The organism is Pedobacter sp. ISL-64 (genome assembly GCF_018613605.1).
In the GTDB taxonomy this organism is placed as follows: Bacteria; Bacteroidota; Bacteroidia; order Sphingobacteriales; family Sphingobacteriaceae; genus Pedobacter.
Genome location: NZ_JAGGPU010000010.1, coordinates 256453 through 282837, shown reverse-complemented (window position 1 = coordinate 282837; position 26385 = coordinate 256453). Strand labels below are relative to the sequence as shown.

Annotated in this window: 22 protein-coding genes; 6 read left to right on the top strand and 16 right to left on the bottom strand. The window is 37.8% G+C overall.

All coding sequences use genetic code 11. From position 1 onward, the window contains the following. A complete protein-coding gene (locus tag J7E57_RS15370) occupies nt 1–636 on the top strand; it encodes a DUF4272 domain-containing protein (protein WP_215165640.1) in 636 nt (211 codons plus the stop codon). 153 nt (nt 637–789) lie between these two features. Next, entirely contained in the window at nt 790–2535 is a 1746-nt protein-coding gene (aspS, locus tag J7E57_RS15365) for an aspartate--tRNA ligase (protein WP_215165638.1), read from the top strand. Nucleotides 2536–2704: 169 nt separating this feature from the next. Here the strand turns inward: aspS and J7E57_RS15360 are convergent, their stop codons facing one another. The 7 genes from J7E57_RS15360 to J7E57_RS15330 form a co-directional block, all read right to left on the bottom strand. Then, nucleotides 2705–3142, bottom strand: coding sequence for a hypothetical protein (locus J7E57_RS15360; protein ID WP_215165636.1), 438 nt, complete (start codon nt 3140–3142; stop codon nt 2705–2707). After that, on the bottom strand, nt 3129–3506 hold the full coding sequence (locus J7E57_RS15355; RefSeq protein WP_215165634.1) for a phage holin family protein: 378 nt from the start codon (nt 3504–3506) through the stop codon (nt 3129–3131). Before J7E57_RS15355 ends, J7E57_RS15360 begins: the two co-directional genes overlap by 14 nt. Before the next feature lie 54 nt (nt 3507–3560). Next, entirely contained in the window at nt 3561–3827 is a 267-nt protein-coding gene (locus tag J7E57_RS15350) for a YtxH domain-containing protein (RefSeq protein ID WP_025142262.1), read from the bottom strand. 73 nt (nt 3828–3900) lie between these two features. Continuing rightward, complete coding sequence (locus tag J7E57_RS15345) at nt 3901–4950, bottom strand: AI-2E family transporter (protein WP_215165632.1); 1050 nt, start codon at nt 4948–4950, stop codon at nt 3901–3903. 65 nt (nt 4951–5015) lie between these two features. After that, a complete protein-coding gene (locus J7E57_RS15340) occupies nt 5016–6431 on the bottom strand; it encodes a sigma-54-dependent transcriptional regulator (protein ID WP_215165627.1) in 1416 nt (471 codons plus the stop codon). Between the two features lie 152 nt (nt 6432–6583). After that, nucleotides 6584–7363 carry an enoyl-CoA hydratase/isomerase family protein gene (locus J7E57_RS15335; protein ID WP_215165613.1) on the bottom strand — a complete coding sequence of 260 codons (780 nt, stop codon included), beginning with the start codon at nt 7361–7363 and terminating at the stop codon, nt 6584–6586. A gap of 3 nt (nt 7364–7366) precedes the next feature. Next, entirely contained in the window at nt 7367–7789 is a 423-nt protein-coding gene (locus J7E57_RS15330) for a cobalamin B12-binding domain-containing protein (protein ID WP_244215883.1), read from the bottom strand. A gap of 312 nt (nt 7790–8101) precedes the next feature. Here J7E57_RS15330 and J7E57_RS15325 point away from each other — a divergent pair, with 312 nt between their 5' ends. Then, entirely contained in the window at nt 8102–9757 is a 1656-nt protein-coding gene (locus J7E57_RS15325; RefSeq protein ID WP_215165611.1) for a glutamine--tRNA ligase/YqeY domain fusion protein, read from the top strand. Between the two features lie 196 nt (nt 9758–9953). On the opposite strand, the gene J7E57_RS15320 is transcribed toward J7E57_RS15325, so the two are convergent. Continuing rightward, entirely contained in the window at nt 9954–10790 is an 837-nt protein-coding gene (locus J7E57_RS15320; RefSeq protein ID WP_215165609.1) for an N-acetylmuramoyl-L-alanine amidase, read from the bottom strand. A gap of 113 nt (nt 10791–10903) precedes the next feature. On the opposite strand from J7E57_RS15320, the gene J7E57_RS15315 reads away from it, so the two are divergent. After that, nucleotides 10904–12583: a dipeptidyl-peptidase 3 family protein gene (locus tag J7E57_RS15315; protein WP_215165600.1), complete on the top strand. Its 1680-nt coding sequence runs from the start codon at nt 10904–10906 to the stop codon at nt 12581–12583. Nucleotides 12584–12964: 381 nt separating this feature from the next. On the opposite strand, the gene J7E57_RS15310 is transcribed toward J7E57_RS15315, so the two are convergent. Both J7E57_RS15310 and J7E57_RS15305 read right to left on the bottom strand, forming a co-directional pair. Continuing rightward, a complete protein-coding gene (locus J7E57_RS15310) occupies nt 12965–13711 on the bottom strand; it encodes a LytR/AlgR family response regulator transcription factor (RefSeq protein ID WP_215165598.1) in 747 nt (248 codons plus the stop codon). A gap of 7 nt (nt 13712–13718) precedes the next feature. Next, nucleotides 13719–15320: a sensor histidine kinase gene (locus J7E57_RS15305; protein ID WP_215165596.1), complete on the bottom strand. Its 1602-nt coding sequence runs from the start codon at nt 15318–15320 to the stop codon at nt 13719–13721. A 321-nt stretch (nt 15321–15641) separates the two neighbouring features. On the opposite strand from J7E57_RS15305, the gene J7E57_RS15300 reads away from it, so the two are divergent. Beyond that, complete coding sequence (locus tag J7E57_RS15300; RefSeq protein WP_215165594.1) at nt 15642–18083, top strand: TonB-dependent receptor; 2442 nt, start codon at nt 15642–15644, stop codon at nt 18081–18083. Nucleotides 18084–18173: 90 nt separating this feature from the next. Further along, nucleotides 18174–18926 (top strand): DNA alkylation repair protein, encoded by a 753-nt coding sequence (locus J7E57_RS15295; protein WP_215165587.1) that lies wholly within the window; start codon nt 18174–18176, stop codon nt 18924–18926. Here J7E57_RS15295 and J7E57_RS15290 read toward each other — a convergent pair. From J7E57_RS15290 to J7E57_RS15265, 6 genes are all read right to left on the bottom strand, one after another. Further along, on the bottom strand, nt 18923–19417 hold the full coding sequence (locus tag J7E57_RS15290) for a GNAT family N-acetyltransferase (protein ID WP_215165585.1): 495 nt from the start codon (nt 19415–19417) through the stop codon (nt 18923–18925). The genes J7E57_RS15295 and J7E57_RS15290 overlap by 4 nt on opposite strands. Then, nucleotides 19414–19974, bottom strand: a complete 561-nt coding sequence (locus J7E57_RS15285) for a thiamine pyrophosphokinase (RefSeq protein WP_215165583.1) — start codon at nt 19972–19974, stop codon at nt 19414–19416. Before J7E57_RS15285 ends, J7E57_RS15290 begins: the two co-directional genes overlap by 4 nt. A 63-nt stretch (nt 19975–20037) precedes the next feature. Beyond that, the gene (locus J7E57_RS15280) at nt 20038–21324 is read right to left on the bottom strand and encodes a hypothetical protein (RefSeq protein ID WP_215165581.1); all 1287 of its coding nucleotides are present in this window, start codon (nt 21322–21324) and stop codon (nt 20038–20040) included. Nucleotides 21325–21383: 59 nt separating this feature from the next. Further along, a complete protein-coding gene (locus J7E57_RS15275; protein ID WP_215165579.1) occupies nt 21384–22028 on the bottom strand; it encodes a thiamine phosphate synthase in 645 nt (214 codons plus the stop codon). Nucleotides 22029–22148: 120 nt separating this feature from the next. After that, nucleotides 22149–24593, bottom strand: coding sequence for a TonB-dependent receptor (locus J7E57_RS15270; protein ID WP_317196556.1), 2445 nt, complete (start codon nt 24591–24593; stop codon nt 22149–22151). 1157 nt (nt 24594–25750) lie between these two features. Further along, nucleotides 25751–26281, bottom strand: a complete 531-nt coding sequence (locus J7E57_RS15265) for an AAA family ATPase (protein WP_215165577.1) — start codon at nt 26279–26281, stop codon at nt 25751–25753. Between the last annotated feature and the right edge of the window lie 104 nt (nt 26282–26385).

Below are 26385 nucleotides of genomic sequence, written 5' to 3'. Positions count from 1 at the left end.
ATGACAGCTCAACAACGTAAAGACCAAACTGAAATAATTTTAAAAGAAAATAACATCCCGATAAATCAATATTTGCCGCTAATAGAGGAAGAAAATGAAGCTGTAATTAGAACTGCAGCAGATATTGCTAAACGTATATTGATTCTTGCATATTTAAATACTACAATTGATAATGGTGATGACAAACAGGATATTATTGCCCATCTTAAAACAGAAAAATTATGGGGCCATGTTTCTAGAAGAGAGCAAGAATTTTTTAATAAAGATATATTAAGTGAAAAAGAGACCATTAGCATTTCTTGGAGGATTGAATGTATTTATGTTATGCTCTGGGCGATAAATAAGATCGATGATTTAGGTTTACCTACTGAAGAAGCTTCTGGAACGATCAATTTAATTCCCGGATACATGGAATCAGGCAAAAAATTTATAAACGGAGCTGTAATTAGAAAAACTCCAGAAATCCTTGAGGCTTCAGACTTAATTTACAGAATTCATTGGGCAATAAAACAAGCCAGAATAGATAATACAGAAATTCCAAATATTAATCCTGATGTTGTTCAGGAATGGCATCAGGCAATTAATTGGATTACGTTTTACGAAGATAGATGGGACGACATCACAACAGACACCTAAGAAGGTCTAAGGGTGTCCATCATTTCTCTTTGTGTGCTTAGCGTATTTGTGGTCTAAAACAACAAATTAGGAGGCACAAAATTTCCTTAAATCTTCTACTCTAAACTTTAAAACAAAATCGGTATTTTTGCCGCTCAATTTAGATTACAATATATGTTAAGAACAGTAACTTGTGGTGCATTAAACCTAAATAACTTAGGCGAAAGTGTTACGCTATGTGGTTGGGTACAAAAATCAAGAGATTTAGGTGGTATGACTTTTATAGACATCCGCGATCGTTATGGCATTACTCAGTTGGTTTTTAACATGGACGATAATCGTGAACTTTGCGAAGCAGCACGTTCATTAGGTCGCGAATTTGTAATTAAAGCAATTGGTACTGTTGTAGAAAGAAGCAATAAAAATCCAAAAATGGCAACTGGCGATGTGGAGATTAAAATTTCTGCTTTAGAAATTTTAAATGCTGCAAAATTACCCCCTTTCATGATCGATGATGAAACTGATGGTGGTGATGAGTTGCGCATGAAATACCGCTATTTAGATTTACGCCGTAATCCGGTTCGCAATAACCTGGTTTTGCGCCATAAAATGGCACAATCGGTTCGCCGTTATCTGGATGCTTTGGATTTTATCGAAGTAGAAACACCTGTTTTAATTAAATCTACACCAGAAGGTGCAAGAGATTTCGTTGTGCCTAGCCGCATGAATGAAGGCGAGTTTTATGCTTTGCCTCAATCGCCGCAAACCTTCAAACAATTGCTAATGGTGTCGGGTTTCGACCGTTATTTCCAGATTGTAAAATGTTTTAGAGATGAAGATTTAAGAGCCGACCGTCAGCCTGAATTTACTCAGATTGATTGTGAAATGTCTTTCATCGAACAAGAAGATATATTAAACACTTTCGAAGGCCTGATCCGTACTTTATTTAAAGAAGTACGCAATTACGACTTACCGGAAGTACCGCGTATGCAATATGCAGATGCGATGCGTTTATATGGTTCTGATAAACCTGATACCCGTTTTGCAATGCAGTTTGTAGAGCTTAACGATTTGGTAAAAGGTAAGGGCTTCCCGGTTTTCGATAATGCAGAATTGGTAGTTGGTATCAATGCAAAAGGTGCTGCAAGCTATACACGTAAGCAATTAGATGAATTAACCGATTTTATCAAACGCCCGCAGATTGGTGCTACAGGTTTGATTTATGCCCGCCACAATGATGATGGGACTATTAAATCTTCAGTAGATAAATTCTTCAACGAAGAAGACCTTAAACAATGGAGTGAGGTTTTTGAATCAGAAGAAGGCGATTTATTATTGATTTTAGCTGGTTCAACAGATAAAGTACGTAAACAGTTAAATGAGCTTCGTTTAGAAATGGGCAACCGCTTAGGTTTACGCGATAAAAACACCTTCTCTGCCCTATGGGTATTGGACTTTCCGCTTTTAGAGTGGGATGAGGAAACAGCGCGTTACCATGCCATGCACCACCCCTTCACTTCGCCTAAACCAGAAGATATTGCCTTATTGGATACCGATCCTAAAAACGTACGTGCCAATGCTTACGATATGGTAATCAACGGAACTGAAGTTGGTGGCGGTTCGATCCGTATTCACGATAGAGCATTACAGGCTTTAATGTTTAAACATTTAGGTTTTAGTGCAGAAGAAGCACAAAAACAATTTGGTTTCTTAATGGATGCTTTCGAGTTTGGCGCACCCCCACATGGCGGTATTGCCTTTGGTTTCGATCGTTTAACCTCAATTTTCGCAGGTCTGGATTCAATCCGTGATGTGATTGCTTTCCCTAAAAATAACTCGGGCAGAGATGTAATGATCGATAGTCCAAGTACTATTGACGAGAAGCAATTGAAAGAATTAAAGATTAAAACAGATTTGTAAATAGATCCGTCATGCTGAACTTGTTTCAGCATCTTTTCAAGAAGACCCTGAAATAAATTCAGGGTGACGAAATTCATTAAAAAGCCTCAGGATTTAAATTCTGAGGCTTTTTAATGATATCATTTTGCGCTTCGCTAACGAATGAACCAATGGCTAATGAGCCATTGAACTAATACGTTTCACTATCAGGCGGGATGCCGTAGTCTACAAATTTCTTTTCTTTTTTCTCTTTCTTTTTTCCCAACCAGCTCTTCACAGAATTAAAGATTGCCGACAAATGTTCCGCATCAAGCGATTTACCAATTTTTCCTGAAACCAGACCTACAGCCGCTTTGGTTAAAAAACCAGCACCTCTAAATAGGGTTTTATTCATAAACATCGGCAAAAGCAACGACATGGCGGTTCCACTAATATTTAATTTTTCGTCAGCTTTAAACAGGTTACTTGGCGTAGCGTACCGCTTTATCAGTGCGCCTAAGGTAAATTGTTTAAAATAAGCTTTCGTATCCGATTTAAGCATATTCTGCTTAAGGGTGTACTCAACCTTAAGTTCTAATTTTCTAGCCTGCAGGTCTTCTAGGTTACGGATGTCTTTATACCTTTTCATCTTCCTCCTTATCTGCAAGCTTATCAAAGTATCTTCTAATGGCTACATTAATAATTGCCTTTTCGATATACTTATCTTTAGTTAAATAAACACCCAGTGCCAATAGAATATAGAACAAGGAAACGCAACCAAAGCCTCCGGCATAGCTACCCAAAAGATCAGACAGATAAAGCGCCAAAGTTACCGAGCCAAATAAAAAGGCCAATATAAAACAAACAATAACTACCGTACTGGTTACTAAATCGGCAAAAACTTTAGAGACTTTTTCTACCAGATAAAGTCTTGTATACTCAACCCTGGCCTCTAAAAAACCCTTGGCATCGTCTACAAGATCTTCAATGCTTTTATCTTTATTTTCCTGCATAATTCAGATTGATATTTAACCGGGCAGTTGCCCGGCTATGCAATATTTTATTTATTACGCGTGTTCTACGTCGTCACTGTATTCTTCTTCTACGCTTCTTAATTTCGTTTTGATTGAGCTTACCACTTTATCCTTTAAGCTGGCAAGGTTGTTAATTTCATCAGCAGCTTTATCTTTGATAGAATCGCCCAGGTCTTTTAGAGATTGGCTTAATTTATCGCGGGTTTCATCACCTTTATCTGGCGCGAACAAAATTCCTAGAGCCGCACCAGCAGCTAATCCTGCTAAAAGCGCAACTACAACTTTTGAGTTATCATTCATAATTTATGTATTTTAAGGGTTTAACAATTATGTACAATATAAAACTACTACATTATTTATTGTTAAGTTATATTTATAACTCCGTATGCTCATTATTTGTTTTAATTCTTTCCAATCTTTCTGATGCAAGCGTACTGGTTTCGTAAATCTTAACGAGCAATATAAAATAAGATAACAGTAGCGGGCCAAAAACAAGGCCCAATATTCCAAATAAAGGGATACCAATAATTACGCCAATTACTGTAATTATGGGATGAATATTGCCAACTTTTTTTGCAATAATAAACCTGAGCACATTATCGATATTGATAATGACTACAAAACCAAAAATAAGCATGGCCCAGCCGGCAAAATTATTCCCGTTCGCAATCTGCAAAATCGCAGCTGGAACAAAAACAACCGGTGGCCCTAAAACGGGCACAAAAGAAATAAATGTTGTAATTACCCCCCAAAATACAGGGTCTTTATAACCCAAAACATAAAAAGAAAGACTCAAAAGCGAACCTTGAACGAGGCAGATCAGTCCTTGTCCTAATACATTTGCATAAGTTGTATTTCGCATTTCATCTCCAAAACGAAGTGCATTCTGTTCTCTGAAAGGTGCGTATTTAATCAATGAAAATTCGAACTTTCTTCGCTCTATTAACATAAAGTAGAGTAAAAAGTACATCACCAATAAACTTAATATAATATTTACTGCACTCGAGATTAAGGATGGGAAAAGCTGAGTGGCCCAATTCCCCAAGCGGTTTAATCCTTCCTGAATAAGATCCTGATTAATTTTAACCGGAATAAGATGCTGTAATTTAACCAGCAGATTCCTGAAAAACACTTCATTGTTTTTCAATTCCGAAATTTTACTGATAACCATACTACTTAATGCATAAAAAGGCATTACAATGAGTATGATACTGATAGTGATAAGGAAAATAGCCGTTACTCTTTTATTCCAGCCCTTATTTTCTGCCAAATGGATAAACGCCGGCCGCATTATCGTGTAAAGCACCAAAGTACTTAAAATAGCACTAAAAATACTTTGCAAAGAATACGCAATTAACACCCCAAGCGCAATAATAATGACCAGGTTAATGTTATTGCGTTGTTTATAAGAGAATACTGACATATTTAGATAATAAGGGTATTCTTTAAATGCTAAAATGGCTGATTTTGTTTTTCTAGATTTAAAATTTATATCTCATCATCAACCTCAATAAATTTGATTTTATTGTAAAGTGTTTTTCTGTCGATATTTAATATTTTTGCTGCCTTGGTTTTGTTGAAATTAACCGCTTTTAGCACTTCTAAAATAGCAGTATATTCAGCTTCTTTAGCAGTATTTCGCAAATTGAGTGACTTATCATCATTTAATTTTAGGGACAAAGGAAGCGCTTTTTTTCCGTGCTGTGTCTTAGGATAATCAGTCATTCGAAGCTCCAATGGTAAAACATGAGTTTCTATCCAATCATCATCGGTTAATAAAGCAATCCGCCTGACAACATTCTTCAGCTCACGTACATTACCTGGCCAATTGTATGCTAATAAACATCTCATCGCTTCATCAGAAAAGCCTTTAATCTTTTTGTTCAATTCTTTGTTTACTGCGGCCAGAAAACGTTCAGCAAAGATAAGGATATCATTACCCCGGTGTTTCAATGATGGAACATGTATAGAAAATTCATTAAAACGGTGATATAAATCTTCCCTGAATATACCCTTTTGAATCCCTTCTACTAAATTTTCATTTGTAGCTACAATAAGCCGCACATCCAGATCAATCTCCTTCGTACTTCCAATCCGCTTTATTTTCCGTTCTTGAACTGCCCTGAGTAAAGTTGCCTGAATCTCATAGGATAAATTACCGATCTCATCAAGAAATAATGTACCTCCATTAGCCTGCTCAAAGTGACCGATTTTAGTGAAGGCTGCTCCGGTAAACGCCCCTTTCTCATGTCCAAAAAACTCACTGGCGGCTAATTCTTTTGTTAAAGAACCACAATCCATGGCGATGAAAGGTTCTTTGCCACGCGAACTATTTTGGTGAATGGTTTTAGCAACACATTCTTTCCCTGTTCCACTTTGCCCCGTTAAAATGACCGTGTACCCTGTTCGTGCTATGAGTTGGACTTGTTTCAGTAAAAGTGCCGATGCATCACTCTCCCCATTTATATACACCGGGCCATTTAGAAAATCGGAAATAACATTACGACCAGCGTGTTCAAAATTTTTGGGTGATTTTAAGGGCTCTTGCGTTTCAAGGGCTTTATTTATGGTATTTAAAATTTCATCCGGGTAAAGCGGTTTCACTATATAATCGTAAGCCCCTAGTTTTATCAATTCTACGGCAAGCTTAATATCCGAATAACCTGTAATAATAATCACACCGGTTGCTGGATAGTTTTCCTTAATGTGGATTAAAATCTCTTTCCCATCTGTATCATCCAAACGATAATCGCATAATACTAAATCGAATCTCTCCTTTTCAAGAATTTGTAAAACCGCTCTACCTGTTGTTACATTCGAAACTTCAAATCCATTTTTAGTTAAAAACTTGCAGAGTAATAAGCCGATGCTAATTTCATCGTCAACAATGAGTATCTTTTTCATGAGTAGCGTTGTTATTATAAAAACCCATACGTAGTGGTAAGCACATTAGGGTTAATAATTAATTAACATAATTACTCAAAAAAAATTGCATTGAAAAATTTTTGCAACACTTTCGTTACACCATACATCAAATTAATACTACACGAGCATTGCTACTTTCCAGAAAAATTTGCTTTTCTCTTTTCAACAAATGCAGTTACGCCTTCTTTAAAATCGGCAGTTTCGAAACATTTGCCAAATTCTTCAATTTCGGTAGCGTAGCCATTGCTGTTATTTACAGCTGCAATTACAGATTTTATTGCAGCCGAAACAGCCAGCGGTGCACGTTGCTTAATAACATTTAGCAGCTCTTCAGCCTTGCTAATTAGATCAGACTGTGGAACAACATAATTTACAAGACCTATTTTTTCTGCATCCAAAGCGGTAATCATATTTGCGGTCGTAATCATTTCTATTGCTTTACCTTTTCCAACCAATTGTGTAAGGCGCTGGGTACCGCCATAACCGGGAATTAATCCTAAAGTAACTTCAGGCAAACCTAATTTTGCATGATCTGATGCGATGCGTATGTGGCAGGCCATGGCGAGTTCCAGCCCACCTCCCAAAGCAAATCCATTAATTGCTGCAATAAATGGCTTTGAAGAATTTTCAATGGCATTAAAAACCAGATCATGACCACGTTTTGCTAAATCTTCTCCCTGTTTACCACTATAATCAGAAAACTCTTTAATGTCAGCTCCCGCAACAAAAGCCTTTTCACCTGCTCCGGTTAAAATAACACCCCTTACTTCATCTGTTTTGCCTGCGAAAGCAATTACATCCGCCAGTTCAGTCAAAGTATCTTTATTTAAAGCATTCAGCGCTTTTTCACGGTTGATGGTAACGTATAAAATGTTTTCTTTTATCTCTGAGATTAAATTCTGGTATGCCATAGCTTAAAAATTTCTGTTTTCTGTAACCCAATTCTGAATATATTCTACAATACTTGCCATTGTTGTACCCGGAGGAAATAGCTCCCCAACACCCATATCTGCCAGTTTTAACCGATCAGCTTCCGGAATAATCCCTCCACCGGTTAATAACACATCATCTAACTGTTTTTCTTTCATAAAATGAATAATCTTTGGAAAAACCGTCATGTGTGCGCCCGATAGGATGGAAATCCCAATGGCATCAACATCCTCCTGAAGCGCGGTGTTCACCACCATTTCTGGTGTTTGGCGTAAGCCGGTATAAATTACTTCCATGCCTGCATCCCGTAAGGAAGTTGCGATTACTTTGGCCCCTCTGTCGTGGCCATCTAATCCAACTTTAGCTACTAAAACGCGGATAGGCCGATTTAATACTTTGCTCATCATTCATATTAAGTTGACGTAAATGTATAGAATTTATTAAGTAATGTAGGTAATAGTTGATGGAACATGTAATGAGCCTACCTTTGCTAATTAGTGTAAAGTATTGATATTAGCCGTAGTTATTTTTACTGAATGAGCCAATTCTTCCATTCAATAATTCAGTCATTCTACTATTCAATCATTGTTTATCTGTATTTTAATCGTAATTAATGCACGCTTAAGCTATCGGCTATCAACTATGGGCTAATAAACCTATAATCATTGTATAAATCCGCTCAATCTTTTTACATTTGCATTCCTAATTTACAGGTTTTTATGAGTGAAGAGAAGTCATTGAACTTTATTGAAGAAATTGTTGAGAACGACTTAAATAGTGGTAAGTATGAAACTTTGGTTACGCGTTTCCCGCCTGAACCTAATGGTTATTTACACATCGGCCACGCGAAAGCAATATGCTTAAATTTCGGACTAACACAAAAATACGGCGGCTATACCAATCTGCGTTTTGATGATACCAATCCGGTAACTGAAAAAACAGAATATGTAAACAGTCAGCAAGAAGATATCAGATGGCTGGGTTTTAACTGGAAAAATGAATTATATGCCTCAGATTATTTTGATGAGCTGTATGGTTTCGCCGTTAAACTGATTGAAAAAGGTTTGGCTTATGTTGACGAGAGCTCTGCAGATGAAATTGCAGCCTTAAAAGGCACGCCAACAGAACCAGGACAGGATAGCCCATACCGTAACCGCAGCATTGAAGAAAATTTAGACATTTTCACGAAAATGAAAAATGGCGAATTTGCCGATGGTGCTTATATTTTGAGGGCAAAAATCGACATGGCCAGTCCGAATATGTTAATGCGCGATCCGATTATCTATCGCATCAAACATGCCGAACATCACCGTACAGGTAACAAATGGTGCATTTACCCGATGTACGATTTTGCTCACGGACAAAGCGATAGTATAGAAAACATCACGCACTCTATCTGTACATTGGAATATGTTTCACACCGTGAACTGTACGATTGGTTTATCGAAAAACTAGAGATTTTTCCTTCGAAACAATATGAATTTGCCCGTTTAAACCTTACCAGCACGGTAATGAGTAAACGTAAGTTACTTCAACTGGTTAACGAAAACTTAGTAAATGGATGGGACGATCCGCGCATGCCTACCATTAGTGGTTTACGTAGGAGAGGTTTTACACCAAAAAGCGTACGCGAATTTTGTGAACGTATTGGTATTGCCAAACGCGAAAATTTAATTGAGCTAAGTTTATTGGAATTTTGTATCCGCGAAGATTTAAATAAAACGGCTAACCGTGTAATGGCGGTTTTAGATCCGATTAAACTGGTGATTACAAATTACGAAAAAGGAACAGAAGATTTAATCGGCGAAAACAATCCAGAGGCTGAAGATGGTGGCGGCACACGTGTGATCCCTTTCAGCAATGAACTTTGGATAGAACGTGAAGATTTCATGGAAGTACCCGCAAAAAAATGGTTCCGCCTGGCACCCGGTACAATGGTACGCTTAAAATTTGCCTACATTGTTAAATGTGAAGATTTTGTAAAAGATGAAAACGGAAACGTTACCGAAATTCATTGTACTTACATCCCAGAATCGAAAAGTGGAAATGATACCAGCGGCATAAATGTTAAAGGAACCATCCATTGGGTAAGTGCTCCGCATGCCAAAACTGCCGAAATCCGTTTGTACGACCGTTTGTTTACTTCTGAAACACCAGATGCTGAGGAAGGAGATTTTAAAGATTACCTAAACCCTGAAAGCTTAACAGTTTTACCTAACGTTTATATCGAGCCGGCCCTGGCAGATGCAGATCTGGAAAGCCGTTATCAGTTTATCCGTAAAGGTTATTTTTGTTTAGATAGAGATTCTACTGCAGATAAATTGGTTTTTAACCGTACAGTTACATTAAAGGATACGTTTAAGAAGCCGAATTAACTAAGGTTTTTAAACTACAGATAAACACGGATGAACGCAGATTTATCCGTGTTTTTTTTGCTACAATTTGTATTCCAATGCCTGGAGAAGAGAATGTGGGCTAGCAAATATTAGCATTTGTTTTTGCGACATACTTCGGCCCTCTGACTTTCGGACTCTTTAACTTATCCCATCATCCCTCTTACACTTTACATCTTTAATACTTCGTATACACATTATAAAGTACCAAAACATCCACAGGCGTTAAAGTAGGTGTAATATCACTCTGTATAAAATGGATTTTAAAAGCGGTAATTGCTGCAGGGAGATTACTGGTATCGTAACCAATATATTTTAAGGCCATTTCGGTATTAAAATCTATCGGAGGGTTTTTCAGCACATCATCATACCAATAGCCAAAGCCTTTATCTGCCAGTTTTTTCCAGGGGAAATTTTTAGGATCATTTTTCCGTTTAGGTGCTATATCGGCATGACCGATAAAATTCGCTGTCGGGATTCCATAGGTTTTCTTTAAAGTGGCCAACAACTTTAGCAGGCTATTGATCTGTGCATCAGGCCATGGGTCGGTTAAGCCATTATTATCCAATTCAATGCCTATCGATGAAGAGTTTAAGTCGGTATCTTTCCCCCATTTACTTAAACCAGCATGGTTTGCGCGTAAGTAATCATTCACCATATGCACTACTTTACCGTCACGGCTAATGACGTAGTGCGCGCTGGTGCCCGCTTTAGTGGAGAAAAATGTCTTTATGGTCAGTGCCAAACTATCTTGCGCAGTATGATGGATCACCACAAAATTTGGTTTACGTATCCCAAAATTTACAGAACCAATCCATTCCTGGTTTGTTGCTCCTAATGAATCGTAAAGCTGACCGACTGGTGGCGTGGTATTGATTATTTTCGAAAAATCCTTTGCCTTTTCCTTATAGATTTTTTCTGTTGCAGCATATTTGCTACTTCCGCAGGCAGATAAAATAAGTACAAGAGAAAAAGCGGAAATAGATAATGATTTTGATGACCTTGAAAATAACATGGTATGAATTGTTAGCAAGTTGAAGTTACAAAGTTATCTTAAACTTCACCCAATGCATCAAACTTTATACAAAGCTTTCAAAATTTACTAATTTAGCAGCCATATACTTTAATATGAAGAATTTATACAAATCAACCCTGTTTTTATCGGCAGTAGCTATTTCTGTAGGCGCCTTATCGTCTTGTACCGGCAATAATAAATCTAAAGATGAAAAGGCTGTAGTAGTACAAAAAGATAGTTTGACCAATTATGTTGCACAACGCCTGCCTATTTACGAAAGGGTAAAATTAACCACCAATATAAACGAGCTAAGTGTTAACGACCGTAAAATTTTGCCTTTGTTGATTCAGGCAGCAGAAATTATGGATCAATTATACTGGAAACAAGCCTACCCACAAAGAGATAGCTTGCTGGCAACTATTAAAGATGAAAAAACACGCGATTTTGTTAATATCAATTATGGCCCCTGGGATAGATTAAATAATGATAAACCTTTTGTTGAAGGTGTTGGTGCCAAACCAGAGGGCGCATCTTTTTATCCATACGGAATTACAAAAGAGGCCATAGAAAAATCGGACCTTGCTGATAAGTTTGGTGCATATTCGGTTATTCAAAAAGACAGTACCGGCAAATTATCAACTGTACCCTATCATGTATTATTTGCTTCAGAATTACAAAAAGCAAGCTCGTTATTAAAACAGGCAGCTTTAATTGCTGAAGATGCCGGTTTAAAAAAATATTTAAACTTAAGGGCCGATGCTTTGGTAACGGATAATTTTACCGCAAGTGATTATGCCTGGTTAGATATGAAAACCAATGGTTTGGATATTATTATCGGCCCCATTGAAAATTACGAGGATAAACTGTTTAATGCCCGTACCAGTTACGAAGCTTATGTTTTAATCAAAGATGCAGCGTGGAGCAAGCGTTTGGCGAAGTACGTAAAAATGCTTCCTGAATTACAGAAAAACTTACCTGTTGCAGCGAAATACAAAACCGAAACACCTGGAACCGACTCTGAGCTAAATGCATATGATGTGGTTTATTATGCAGGAGACTGTAATGCCGGATCGAAAACCATTGCCGTTAATCTTCCAAACGATGAAAAAATTCAACAGGAAAAAGGTACACGCCGTTCACAGCTGAAAAATGCTATGCAGGCGAAATTTGATAAGATATTGGTGCCGATTTCAAAAGAATTAATTGAAGCCGATCAGCAACAATACATTAAGTTTGATGCTTTTTTTGCAAACGTAATGTTTCACGAAGTAGCTCATGGTTTAGGCATTAAAAAAACAATTACCGGAAAAGGTTTTGTACGTGCGGCATTAAAAGAACAGTATAGCTGGTTAGAAGAAGGCAAAGCCGATATTTTAGGTTTGTATATGGTAACAGGCTTACTTAAAAAGGGTGAGCTGAAAGGTGATATAAAAGATTATTACACCACATTTATGGCTGGTATTTTACGCTCTGTTCGCTTCGGCGTTTCTGAGGCGCATGGAAAAGCCAATATGCAATGCTTTAATTATTTCCAGGAAAAAGGTGCTTTTGAGCGTACAGCTAAAGGTACTTATAAAGTAAACTTCGAAAAATTTGCAACTGCCATGAACGATTTAAGCGCATTCATTCTTACCCTTCAGGGTAACGGCGACAAAGTTGCGGTAGAAAAAGCACAAAAAGAAAAAGCGGTTATTCATACAGAACTTCAAACAGATCTGGACCGGTTGACCAAAAAGAATATTCCGGTTGATGTTGTTTTCGAACAAGGTGTTGATGTACTTGGCGTAAAATAAAAGATTTTTTACTTTGGAAAATTAAAGGCCATAGATATGCATGCGTAAGCTTGTTTATCTGTGGCTTTTTTATGTTTTTGCTTAAATGGTTAATTGACTGCAAACGCCCAACCCGAAACTTCTTACCAAATCATACAGCTTAAAGATCCTTCGACTCCGCTACCATTGACAGACTCCAATGGGATGATCGTCATCTCGACCGAAGCCCTGCGTAGTGGAGATGACGATACTTCTAATCAAACATCCCTTTTAAATTCTTCTGTCATTGAATATTTATACAATAAAATAACCCTCAGGATGACGATCGCCTTAGATCACATTTTAGCAGTATGCTTCTCGATTAATATTATATGAAAAGCTAAATAAAGACTTATATATTACTTAGAGCTTTTGCAAGGCTTGTTTTACACTGTCTTTGTTGGGCTTAGAAACGGGTATCTTTTCCCCAGAGCTTAATAGTAAAATACCACCGTCTTCTTTTAACCAGCTTTTTACATATTTTGGATTTACTAAATGGCTTTGGTGAGTCCTTAAAAATCCGCTGGGGCGCAGTAGATCTGCATACTCTTTAAGTGATTTGGAAACCAATATTTTTTCATTACTTGAAAGAAAAAAGCGGGTATATGTATTGTCTGCTTCGCAACGTATAATTTCTGATAAAGCAACATACCTTATTTCGCTTTGCATCTGTAGGGCAATCTTGCTAACATTCGTTTCAGGCTTTTTTAATTGCTGCAGTAAAAAATCGAGCTGTATATTTTGTATTTGTGCTGCCATTTTATGTTCAGCTTTATTTACTGCGTTTATCAATTCTTCAATATCAATGGGTTTTAAAAGATAATCTAAGGCGGCAAATTTTACTGCTTGTATCCCATATTGATCGTAAGCGGTAACAAAAATAACTTCGAAATTACGTGTTGGAAGCAGTTTTAGTACATCAAAACCTGTTTGTTCGCCCATTTGAATATCCAGAAATACTAAATCAGGCGAATATTTTTCAATAGCATCAACCGCATCGTTGATATTCTGCGCTGCTGCTATTATGGTTACCTGCGAACAGTGCTTTTGTAGCAAAGTCCGTAGGTTTTCTAAGTTGGAAATTTCGTCATCTATTAAAATTGCCTTCATTATAATATTATAGCCAATCGGTTAATGTTAAGCTTATTTTAGTGCCGTTGGGGGTTGGTTGTATGGCTAAAGTAAAGCGATTTTCCTTATAAATACTATTTAAGAGTGCGATTCTACTTTCACTTAATAGCAGACCTAAACCATTATGCTTTTTTTCTGTGTCAAATCCATTTCCATTATCGACAACAGTTAACTCTAAATCGTTTGCTTGTTTAGTAAATGTGATTATAATTTTTCCGTTAGTAGCTTTTTTCGATATGCCGTGCTTCACCGCATTTTCTACAAAAGGCTGTAGCAGCATGCTGGGTATTTCTACGTTATCCAAATCTAAGTTTTCCGAACAGTTAATTTCGTACTTAAAGCCAAACCGCAATTGCTCCATTTGCAGGTAATCGTCTAATAAAGTTTTTTCTTGTGATAAACTGATCAGTTCTTTATCATCAAGTACGTTACGGGTTAACCGGGCAAACTTAGACAGGTATTTATTGGCATTGTCTATTTCATTTTTATTCATCAAGTTTTGAATGCCAGAGAGTGCATTAAACAGAAAATGAGGGTTTAACTGGGAACGAATGGAGTTAAGCTGAAGCTTTGCAGTGTTTTTTTGCTGTTCTTCAACTGTCAACCTTTTTTTGTTTCTTCTTTTGATCGCGTTAAGTATCAGTAAAAAATTTAAACCAATAACAAATGCTGCCATTAAAGCATAGCTATAAAGTTCTTTTTTGGTATAATTTTCTTCAGCTAAAGTGACTGAAAGTGTATATCTGGTAATATATTTTTCTATTTCTTTTGGCGAAACAGTCCATTTAATTCGTGGCTGAATGATAATTTCATAATCTCCTGACTTTTTAAAAATATTCTTGTCGATATTTATATTAGGTAAAGGCTCATGTTCTTTACTTATGATGCCGCCATATCGCCAAATAGTGGATTCAAAAATTATTTTATTGTTTTTTTTGTCTTTTATCGTGGTGTAGTAGAGATAATCAATATCTGATATGTCCTTAACAATGGTTAGCTCATCTTCCTTTTCAGTTAAAGCAATTCTTGTTCTGTCTTTTGGATTGATGATCCATTTGTAATCAACGCCTTGGTCAGTTTTAAAATGCTTTGAAAAAGATAAGACCTTTGCTCTCGGAATTGGTTTTCCGTAAAAAATATTTTTGTAAACATCCTGTGGCTTTTTGATGTCATAAGTTATTATTGTAATGATTTTATCTTTTATGGTGAAGATACCAAAAGTTGTAGAACGGAATATTTCTTCATCCCCTCCTGCGTGGGTATCTTTCAGTTGCGACATGTCGATCGACTTATTTAGCAAAATTGGTTTATTATCCACTAAAATGGTGTACCGATAGTGTTGTATACTAATATTCTTTCTAAAATTAATCGAGATACTTACATTGTTTACTTCGGGTAAATAATTAAAGGATGTATAGGGTTGGTTTGGAAATCCCAGTGAGTATACAACATTTTTAGCTGAGCTGTCAACACACATAAGCATTTTCCCGCCAGCAGCGTAAATAAGATTAAAGTTGATGCCTTTTTGCGCATTTACAGTAGATACCACAACAATGAAGCTGAGAAATATGAAGATGATTTTTTTCATAAGGTTAAGTTTAATTTTCATCAAACTTGTAGCAATAATAGCAAAACTAAAACCATAAAACAGGAAAGGTAGTGTTTGAAATAGTAGATGTATTGTTTTGTGCAGTATTTGAATGTTCACAGTGGAGAATAACCCGACTCGGGACTTTTTCACTTTCCCTGTAACCTTTTTAAAAAACCGTCGTCTTACTTACAACTAAACAAGCGGAAACCTTTCGTTTCCGGGCTAAACTTTAAAATAAGCAAGCAATTAAATTGAAAGCGCATGTACATGCGGTATAGAAATCTTTTTGCCTATTTTTTTAAGAATAAACACCTAAAAATGAAAACATTATACAGAATATCACTTATCGTTACTTTCCTTTTTACCGTTACAGCGGGGTTTGCGCAAACAAATCCTAAACCAAACATTAGCGGGGTAATTTTAGATGAAACCAAAAAACCTGCAGATTACGTTACCGTTGTGCTCTTTAAAGCATCCGATTCGAGCGTGGTTAAAACGGCATTTACCGATCCAAACGGAACATTTAATTTTAATGTTTCGGGTAAGGGGAGTTATTTTTATAAAGCCAGTAACATGGGTTACAAAACACTTAAAAGTAAAACCATCGTTTTAACAGAAGATAATCAAAAGGTAGATTTCGGAACGGCTCAGCTCGCCGCGAGCACTCAAAACTTAAAAGATGTGAATGTGGCTGTAACTAAACCACTAATCGAGAGAAAAATGGATAAGATTGTGATGAACGTTTCAAATAGTTCGATTATGACGGGTTCTACTGCACTTGAGGTTTTGCAAAAAGCACCAGGCGTAACGGTAGATCAGAATGATAAGATCTCGATGATGGGTAAACAAGGTGTGCTAATTCAACTGGATGGAAAACAGACCTATATGAGCAGTGCCGATGTGGCAAACCTGCTCCGCAATATGCAAAGCTCGGAGATTGAGAGCATTGAACTGATTACCAATCCGTCTTCAAAATACGATGCCTCTGGCAACTCGGGAATTATTAACATCAAAACCAAAAAAAGTAAAAACGGCGGAACAAACGGCAGTATAAACGGATCTTTAGGATATGGTAAAAACCTAAGGGCAAATGCGGGTTTAAACCTGAACCACCGTACACAGAAACTTAATCTTTTTGGGAACTACAACTATGGTAAGTTTGAGCGTGATAACCTGATCGCTATCGACCGGATTTCGAATGGCACACCCGATATTTACTTTATGCAGGTAGGTGAAAGCAAAAGAAAACAATATAACAATAACCTTAAAGCAGGTTTAGATTACTTTATCGATAAGAAAAACACCATTGGTATATTGGTAAACGGCTATTTTAACCATGGAAATGAAACTGCGGTAAACAATACTTTAATTGGCCCATCTTTTAACCAGGTAGATTCTACCCTGATAACCAAATCATTGCAAGCAAACAAATACAATAATGTTTCTTATAACTTAAATTATAAATCTGTTCTGGATACCGCGGGTTCAGAAATCTCGGCAGATGTAGACTATTCCAAATACAAAGGAAACGATGGTTCTAATTATGAAAACGATTATCAGTTTCCCAATGGAGATAGAATCCGCCCGATCAGGTATACCCGCAACAACACCCCATCGATTATTGATATCAAAGCATTTAAAGTCGACTATAATGTATCACTTAACAAAACGGTTAAACTCGAAGCCGGGGTTAAAAGCAGCTGGGTTAAAACTGACAACGATCTGCAGGCGGAAGAGTTGGTAAGCAATGCCTGGCAAAACGATGTAAAACGAAGCAATCAATTTGTATACGATGAAAATGTAAATGCGGCTTATACCAATATAAACAAGCAGTTTAAAAATACCAGCGTACAGATTGGCTTAAGGGTTGAGCAAACCAATTCGAAAGGAAATTTGATTACCAAAAATACTGTTGTAGAACGAAATTACTGGGATTTCTTTCCAACGTTGTTTGTTCAGCAAACGCTTTCAAAAAACAATCAGTTGGGTTTTTCTTATAGCAGGAGGATAGACCGACCAAGTTATGATGCTTTAAATCCCTTTATTTATTATTTAGACGAATTTACCTATAGCAAAGGAAACCCTTTTTTAAACCCACAGTATACACACAATTTTGAGCTTAGTTATACACTATTGCAAAAATATATGCTCTCAATTGGCTATAGCAGGGTTAACGATGTAATTGCAGAGGTAATTTTGCCAGATGCAGCGAATCAATCGTTATATCAAACGAATGCAAATATTGCCACCAACATTAGCTACAATGCCAATTTAAACGTACCTGTTCAGATTACGAAATGGTGGCAGACCAACAATAACTTAAATGTTTTTTACCTCAGTTTCAAATCACCAGATTTGGCCGGGAGCGCTTTAAAAACCGGAAAAACCTCTTTCCAATTTAAATCGCAACAAACCTTTACCATTATGGATGGTTTTACGGCAGAGATAAACGGTAGCTACGAATCACCGCTTGATTATGGAACGCTAAGTTTAAAAGCCCGTTATTATGTGGATGCTGGTTTGAGTAAATCGCTGTTTAACAAAAAGGCAAGTTTGAAATTGGCCTTATCAGATGTATTTAACATGTCTGAAAACAATTTATCAAGCGCCTATCCGGGTTTAACTTACTCAGTACATCAAAAAAATGAAACTCAAATTGGTAGAATCAGTTTTACCTATCGTTTTGGTAAAAATGAAATTAAACCTGCTCGCCGCCGTGCAACGGGAACCGAAGCAGAACAAGGCCGTATGAAAAATTAACGCTCAGCCCTTCAATTGTGAAAACCCGATCAACATTATGCCGGTCGGGTTTTCTGTTTTGTGTATATTTAAACAGGAAACCTGAACAAAATGTCTGTCGAGAAAATCTCCCAACAAACCACAAATTTAACAGCTGCTGCTTTTATTGAAAAATTAAGCACCTACCAATCTAACGCAGAATTGGAAAAAATTACCCGTTATTTTAAAACTGAGGAAGGTGATTACGGGGCGGGAGACCGGTTTATTGGCGTTCGGATGGGGCAGGTTTTCGAAGTTGCCAAGGCTTTTGTGACCATGCCTGTTCAGGAAATAGAAAAGCTTTTAGAAAGTCCGGTTCATGAACATCGGGCAGGCGCGGTAAGCATAATGGACTTTAGGGCAAGGGATAAAAAAACAAGTGAAGATGTAAAGAAAGCCCTTTTTGAACTTTACCTTGACCGGCACGACCAGATTAACAATTGGGACCTGGTAGACCGTGCCGCATGTTTTGTAGTGGGCAGTTATTTATTTGATAAACCAAGAGATATTTTATACCAATTAGCCGTTTCAGAAAATATGTGGCAGCGCAGGACAGCAATGGTGAGCACATCTTATTTTATCCGTAAAGGCGATTTGACAGATACTTTTGGCATTGCACAAATCCTTTTAAATGATCGCGAAGACCTGATCCACAAAGCAGTTGGCGGTTGGATCAGGCAGGCAGGCACAAAAAATAAAGCCCAGCTAATGGCTTTCTTAGAAAAATATGCTGCAGCAATGCCCCGTACCATGCTGCGCTACGCCATAGAACATTTTGACAAAAGCGACCGGGAATATTATATGAACCTGAAAAGTATAGATTAGAATTTATATTCCATTACATAATCGTCCATAAAATAACCTTCACCTATATCAAGTTTTACCGACTCTTTAATGGTAAAACCTCCTTTTAGGTAAAAATCTTTGGCTTTATTATGCTTGTTCACATTCAATTGTAAAGCACTTCCTCCGGCATCTTTTACCTGGTTAAAAACCTCGTTAATTAAGATTTTCCCAACACCTTTGCCGTGTGCGGATGGCAGTACATAAAGCTTGTGCAGTTTGTAAATATGCTCTTCGTGCCCAATAATAGAATATCCTGCAAAACCGAACTGATTTTCGCCTTCTTCTGCAATCAGGAAAATATGCCCTTCCATAAATTGCTTTAGCAGTTCTCCTTTGTTGTACATTTTATCCAACATATAATCAATCTGTTCCTGCCCGATAATATCGAGGTAGGTTGATGGCCAGGTTGCCACGGCAATATCCCTGATGATTTCTATATCTTCTTCTTTTGCTTTTCTGAGGGTAATCATATTGGTTCGCTAATAAAAATTGGTTGTCCTGAAAAGGTAAATTCTACAAAGCCATCTTTAACTACAGTAAAAATTTCTTCTTCATTCTGCATCAGGTTACTTACTTCGATATACCGGTTGCCATGGATCAGGAATTCACTTCCTGCAGGTTTCCAAACGGAGAATCCCGGTTTTATAGGGTAGTGCTTCGCTTTTTCAGTAAACACCACCAGATTAATTTTGTCTTCAAATCCGGCAAACTTCTCCAGATCAAATTTCTTCGAAATTACATTTACCGCGGGGTATTTCTCTTCGTACAGATAATTAATAGCCACCATTAATGCATCAACAGGGCCTTGAATAACTTTTGTATCCTCTTGCGTTTCCTGTCCGTTCCCGTTTACCAGCACATCTACCTTTAAGCCTAAAGAAAAAATCTTATCGTAATTTTCTCCGTTAACCAACAGCGTAGGGCTCCATTCGAGCAGTTGGCCCAAAAGCTCTTCGTTAAAATTCCCAAGTTCATCGATGTATAAAGCTGGCTCTTGTTTCTCTTTTACAATATGGTGTGAAGACATACTGCGAATATAGAAATTTCGCTTTAAGTACGGTATAGGAAGAATCAGCTAAGGGTAAAATGATTAACGATTATATGGATATTCACTCACCCAATGGAAGCCCCTGTTGATGAGCTTAAAATCTTTAAGATCTTTTCGCTTAAAACTTACCGATATGGAATCTTTCTCTTTTAGGCCTGAAAGAATTAGCCTATCTTTTCCAATAACATTATAGTTGAAAATATATTTAGTGGAGTCTTTATCGGTTGATTTTAGCAACAATTCTTTTTTCTTCTGATCAAAAACAGTAGTAAAATTAGCGGAACTATCGTTCATCTTCTTTATCCTTACATACCCTGAATAATTAATAATCATCTGTTTCCATCGCGTACTATCAGTAGTTAAGGGGGCCAATGTTTCACCTTTTAGTTTCATGCTTTCTACATTATAAATACCATATAAAAATGGTTTAGGTGCACCATCGCCGTAAGTTTTATATCGCGTCATTAATGACGGGAATAAGAAAAGTATTGAAGCAGCTAGATACAGATATTTACATATATATACCAAAATAAAGTGCCATCGTTTTTTATACTTTGGACGATACATTCTTTCGAGCTGCTGGCTTTCGTATTTAACAAAAAATTTATATAACTTAAAAAAATGGGGGGCTAAAATAAACAGGCACATCACCACTAGTGCTGTAGACAGTAGCTTTACTGGAACATCGAAAAAGTAGTTCATTGACATTACGTGTGCAGTTGCAGCCAGCGCCAGAAATGCGCCAACAATTACCGTTCTGCGGAATAACAATAAAATTGCAGAAATTTCGATAATGCCCATAAAAATATTGTAACCTTTAGAAAATCCGAGGAATCTCCAGGCGAGTCCCATAGGCGAGGCATCACCAAAAGGGGTAAGCAACCTGTCTAAAGATGAATCGTAAAACTGGAACTTGATCACTTTTATAGCGCCATACATTACTAGGGTAAACGCCAGATAGAAACGTACGAGTACGACTAGCCAATAATAGGCAGCATTGTAGCTCTTGCGTTTACGGTCGAAAACCGACCAAAGAATGCAGCCCACTACCGATACCAAAAACATAAAGAGCAACAACGCCCATTTATAGGAAGTATCGCCACTTCCGCTCGTATGAATTTTTAGATCGCTTTGAAAAACATGCTCAGATAACCATGGGATTAAACTTTCTAGCACCATGGCTGGGTACTGCATTACATAGTAGAAAAATGGAAAAGCGCCATTGTTATACAGTATGATGAAAAGAGACAGGAGGAGAAAAAAGAACCTGAAAGAGATTTTTTTATAAATGTTCCAGGGAGCATTGGTTTGAAGAGCGTTTTCAGACATATTTAGCAGCGTTTTATCCAAAACTAAAAATTATCCTACGGGCTTCAAATTATAAAATGTTAATTAACAGCGCTTTCTTTAACTAATGTGTAAAAATCTTGATAGGCTTCAATAAAATCATCTGCAAAATTAATAGCTCCGGAGACGGCTATGCCATAAATACCGGTTTGCATCAAAGCTTCTACATCGTAGGTTTTTATCCCGCCCACAGCCAATACCGGAATATTGACGAGCTGAGCCTTCAATTCTTTTATTACCTGATGATAGCCTTCTATGCCCAAGAGGTTATAATTATTGGGCTTGGTTTCAGTCTCTGCAAATGGACCGTAGCCAGCATAATCGGCCCCTTCCTGGGCAAGTCTGATTAAATTTTCTACTGTATTTGCCGATCCTCCAAGGGTGATATCATTTCCAACCAGTTTGCGCAGGGCCATAAAATCGGCATCCATATCTTCTATATGAAACCCCTGTATATCGGCCTTTCCATTTAAATGAACATGATCGGTAACGATTAAGGTGGTACCCCAATCATCACACATTTCGGCTATCGCATTAATATCCTTTATGAGTTCTTCATCGTTCTTGCTCAGGCAACGGTATTGGATCCATTTTGCACCGGCTTCACAGGCCTGTTGTGCCTGTTCGATATGGCTTAAATGTGGGATATCGTGCGTAATGTAATGAAGCCTCTCTATATATTTCATACTGGGTGAACAGGATTTTTAAGGTGATTTGATTTAAGATCAGGAGGGCAATATAAACAAAATCGCCATTGGAAGATAAACTCCCAATGACGATTTTACTATTTTTAGCTTTAAGCTTTTCTAAAACTTAACGTTCAGGCTTAGCAAAAAGTTAGTGCCCCCTTGTGGGTAAAAAAAGTTTTCGGTTACCCTGCTTCCACCTGCCTGGTAGCCATAGGTATAACCATTGCTTTCGTATTTCTTATCGAAAATATTGTTTACCAATAAACCAAGGTTTACGTTTTTAACCCCTGCAAATTTAAAGTCGTAACCCAAACGTGCATTGCTTACCCAGTAACCGTTAATGGTTCTATCGTTGTTCTGCGTGTTATCCAAGTATTGTTTGCTTACATATTTGCTCTGTAAGGCTACAGCAAAACCACTAACAGGTTTGTAAACCAGCTCACCAAAAAGAACAGCATCCGGAGAATAGGAGATGTCGGTTAATTTGTAATTGTTTACTACCTGTCCGCCATTATCATAATCATCATAATATTCGGTAAAGTTCTTGATTTTATTTCTGCTCAATGCGGCATTGGCGTTTAATACAAATTGAGAAGAGATGGTATAAGAACCATCTACCTCAATCCCTAAACGATAACTTCTATCCACATTCTGACGGAAATTTCCGCCCACATCATTTATTTTCCCGGTAACTACCAATTGGTTTTTATAAAACATGCCATAAGCATTTGCACCGACATTAAATTTATCGTTTTTAAAACGGTAACCTAACTCTACATCATTCAAACGCTCAGGTTTTGGGGAAACACCAACCGCAGCATCTGTATAGTCATCGCGATTAGGCTCTTTGTTGGCCACACTAAATGAGGCATAAACGTTGCTTTGTGGATTGATAAAATAGGTTGCGCCAAATTTCGGGTTAAAGAAATTTAAGGTTTCATTAACGGCTAGGGTATTCAGTTTGTTTTCCGTTCCGGCAACATCGAAATATACCCGGCGGTACTGTAGATCGGCAAATAAGCTTAACGATTCTACCGGGCTATAATTTACTTTACCATAAACGTTAAAATCGGTTTTGAAGCCATCGTTATCATAATAATGCCTGTCTATATTTCCATTTGAAGCATATTGGGCCCAGATCACCTGCCCGAAGTGGGCGCCTTTATATTCATTATAAGCACCGCCCAATGTAAAATTTAAATTCTTTTGAGGCACGTAGTTAAAGGCATAGGTAACACCATAAAAATCGTTATCTAACCACCGTCTACGGATTAAATCCGTTTCGGTAACTGGTGCTCCTCCCGGAATAACAACCGGGTTTAAGCCATAATTTTTCAGTTTATCCTGAGCCCTGTATTCTTCATAATAGCCTTCACCTTTAGTATAATGTAAAGCGCCGTTAAAAGAAAACTGATCAGAAAACTGCCTGGCATAAATTAACTGGTAATGATTCTGCGTATAGTTATCCGTTTGGTTATTGTATAAGAAACTGTTGTAAGTTCTTCCAGCGTTTAAAAGATTAGCGGCGTCATCTGCACCCAATCCGTTTCTGTCAATATAGGCATTCATTCCAACCACGTCATTTTCTAAGCGTGATTGTGGAATACCGTTCCACGATTGATAGGTTTTCTCATTTCCTGAAAAAACATTTACGCGCAACAGGTCTTTGTTGCCATGGTAGGCACCAGAGAGAAAATATGATTTAAGCAATGATGAACCACGGTCTACATAACCGTCAGAGCTGATTCTTGACAAACGGCCATCAAAACTAAAGCGGTTGTTAATCAAACCTGTTCCAACCTTAACGGTGTTTTTCCAGGTGTTGAAACTACCATAAGTGCTGTTTACTTCGGCATAAGACTCCGTTTCGCTGGCAGTTGTCTGGATATTTAAACTCGCACCGAATGCACCTGCACCATTGGTTGAAGTACCTACACCGCGTTGAATCTGTATGTTATCCACAGATGAAGCAAAATCGGGCATATTTACATAAAACGTACCTTGGCTTTCGCTATCGTTTATTGGAATACCGTTAACCGTTACGTTGATCCTGCTATTATCGCTACCGCGGATACGGATGCCGGTGTAACCTACACCAGCACCTGCATCAGAATTAACCACAACTCCTGGTGTGTTCTGAAGAATGAAAGGCAGATCTTGTCCGAAGTTATTCTGTTGGATTTCTTCCTTACTGATGTTCTTATAGGTAGTTGCTGATTTTTCTGTCGCCCGTGTTGCACGAACAATCACCTCATCCGCCAGGAAATTTTGAGCCATGAGGCTAAAATCCAGTGTAGTATGCTGTTTAAGTTCTACAGCTTTTTCGATTGTTTTATAGCCTACATAACTTACCAAAATAGTATATTTTCCGTTAACGAGATTAGTGATGCTGTAATTTCCAGAAGCATCGCTCACTACTGCCGTTTTTTGGTTTCTTAATTTAACCGTAGCGCCGGGAAGTGGCTGCTGGTTTTGATCTGTTACTTTACCGGTAACAGTAATCTGTGCCGATGCAAAGAAAGGCAACATTGCAACAAGCGCTGCAAAAAGTAAATTTTTCAATTTTATTGTTTTTAGTTAAACCCATCGGAAAAGGGGCATTGCCGATTTTCAGTTAAACTTCCATAACTCCAATCCCTACGCCGGCATTACCCGGATCAGGTGCATTTATAAGGTTAGGGGTTTAGGGTTTATGGCATAGGGTTTTTACCCTCCGCCTTTAGCCTTATACCTTTCACCTATAAAATGGGTATGATCTCAGCCTGTTTTTGTGTTTATTTAAACAAGGCACCCCTAATGATGGTGCAAATGTAGAAAATATTTAACAATAAGCGTGTTTTTTGATGTATTCTGGGTTAATTGGGCAAAAAAATAACAACTCTATAGTATTATTTAACGAATTTGCTTGAGTTTTAGGTTTAGAAAATGAAAGGTTCTGTGTGCTTGGCATCTTCAGTTCCGCACCCGCTTCTGCTGCAGACGAAACCTGTGAAACAACACCATAAAAAGCAAAAAAAAGTGCTTAAATCGGCAGCATCCCGCTTTGATCGGGTTTAAATGGCCAGGCAGGTATAAATATTAATGGATGATCACCAAACGTTCCTACGGAACGAAAACGCCAATTAAACAATTGGCTACCCGGCAATCGTCCCGATGGGACGGCCTGTGGTTATTTTACCTTTTCCGTCCCATCGGGACGACTCCTAGGTAGAAAAAAGATGTTTTATTTTTTTCGTTCCGCAGGAACGTTTCGTGTTTTAGGCATCACGGCAGCAAACCCCTGTACCTAAACCCGACAGCAGCGGTTCCGATCCTTCATCGGAATTAGCGAATGGCGGGGCTACAGCATCCATGAAACACTGCCCCCCTCCATTTCCTAAAAAGAAAAAACACTTTATTATTGGAAATGAGCGCCCTGAGCTTTTGGCAATTTCAGCCCCGCTTTTGGTACGAGTTCCGATGAAGGATCGGAAGCTCTTCCCCACAATCGGGTTTATTTAACTAAGGTTGGTGCCCTGAAGCAAACCCCTGTACCTAAACCCGACAGCAGCGGTTCCGATCCTTCATCGGAATTAGCGAATGGCGGGACTACAGCATCTATGAAACATTGCCCCTTCATTTCCTAAAAAGAAAAACATTTTATTATTGGAAATGAGCGCCCTGAGCTTTTGGCAAATTTCAAACAAAGTCATGAATTTAGTCAAGAAACATCTATTTTCTTATACACCAAGAAAATCGTTTACTGCCTTAATTGCATTTTCGAACCTTTCATCATCCAATCCACCGATTACCTTATAATTCGCATTTAGTGCTTTCAGTTCCTTATGCCAAACCTGCATAAAATATTCGCGCTTATCGGGGAAATCGCGCAGCGGATCATCTTGCCAGGGCAAATCGATGTCCATTAACAGATACAGGTCGTACGGTCTCTTAGGCAGTGCATCCAGCACTACCTGTGGTGTTTCGCCTAACACTTCATCGCTCCAGATCTTTACCGTAATGAAAGTCGTATCACAAATAATAAAATCGCTTTCGGTAGTTACTAAAATAGCGTCCTCCAAAGCTACTTGCCCGTAATACATGTTCACTTCATCTTGCAGGGTATAATCGGCAACAAGGTTTTCGCAGTAATAGCGGGCATATTCTGGCACCCACGAAACTTTATAATATTTTGCCAGCAATTGAGATATAGTAGATTTTCCCGTACTTTCCGGGCCAACAATAGCGATCTTTTTAATGTTTTTATTCACGATATGTTTTCTGAATACGGTCAAATGTAATGGAAAAAGCCTTAAAAGAAAAAATCCGGTTGAGGAGGGCTCCTCAAACCGGATAATAAACCAAACAAACTATT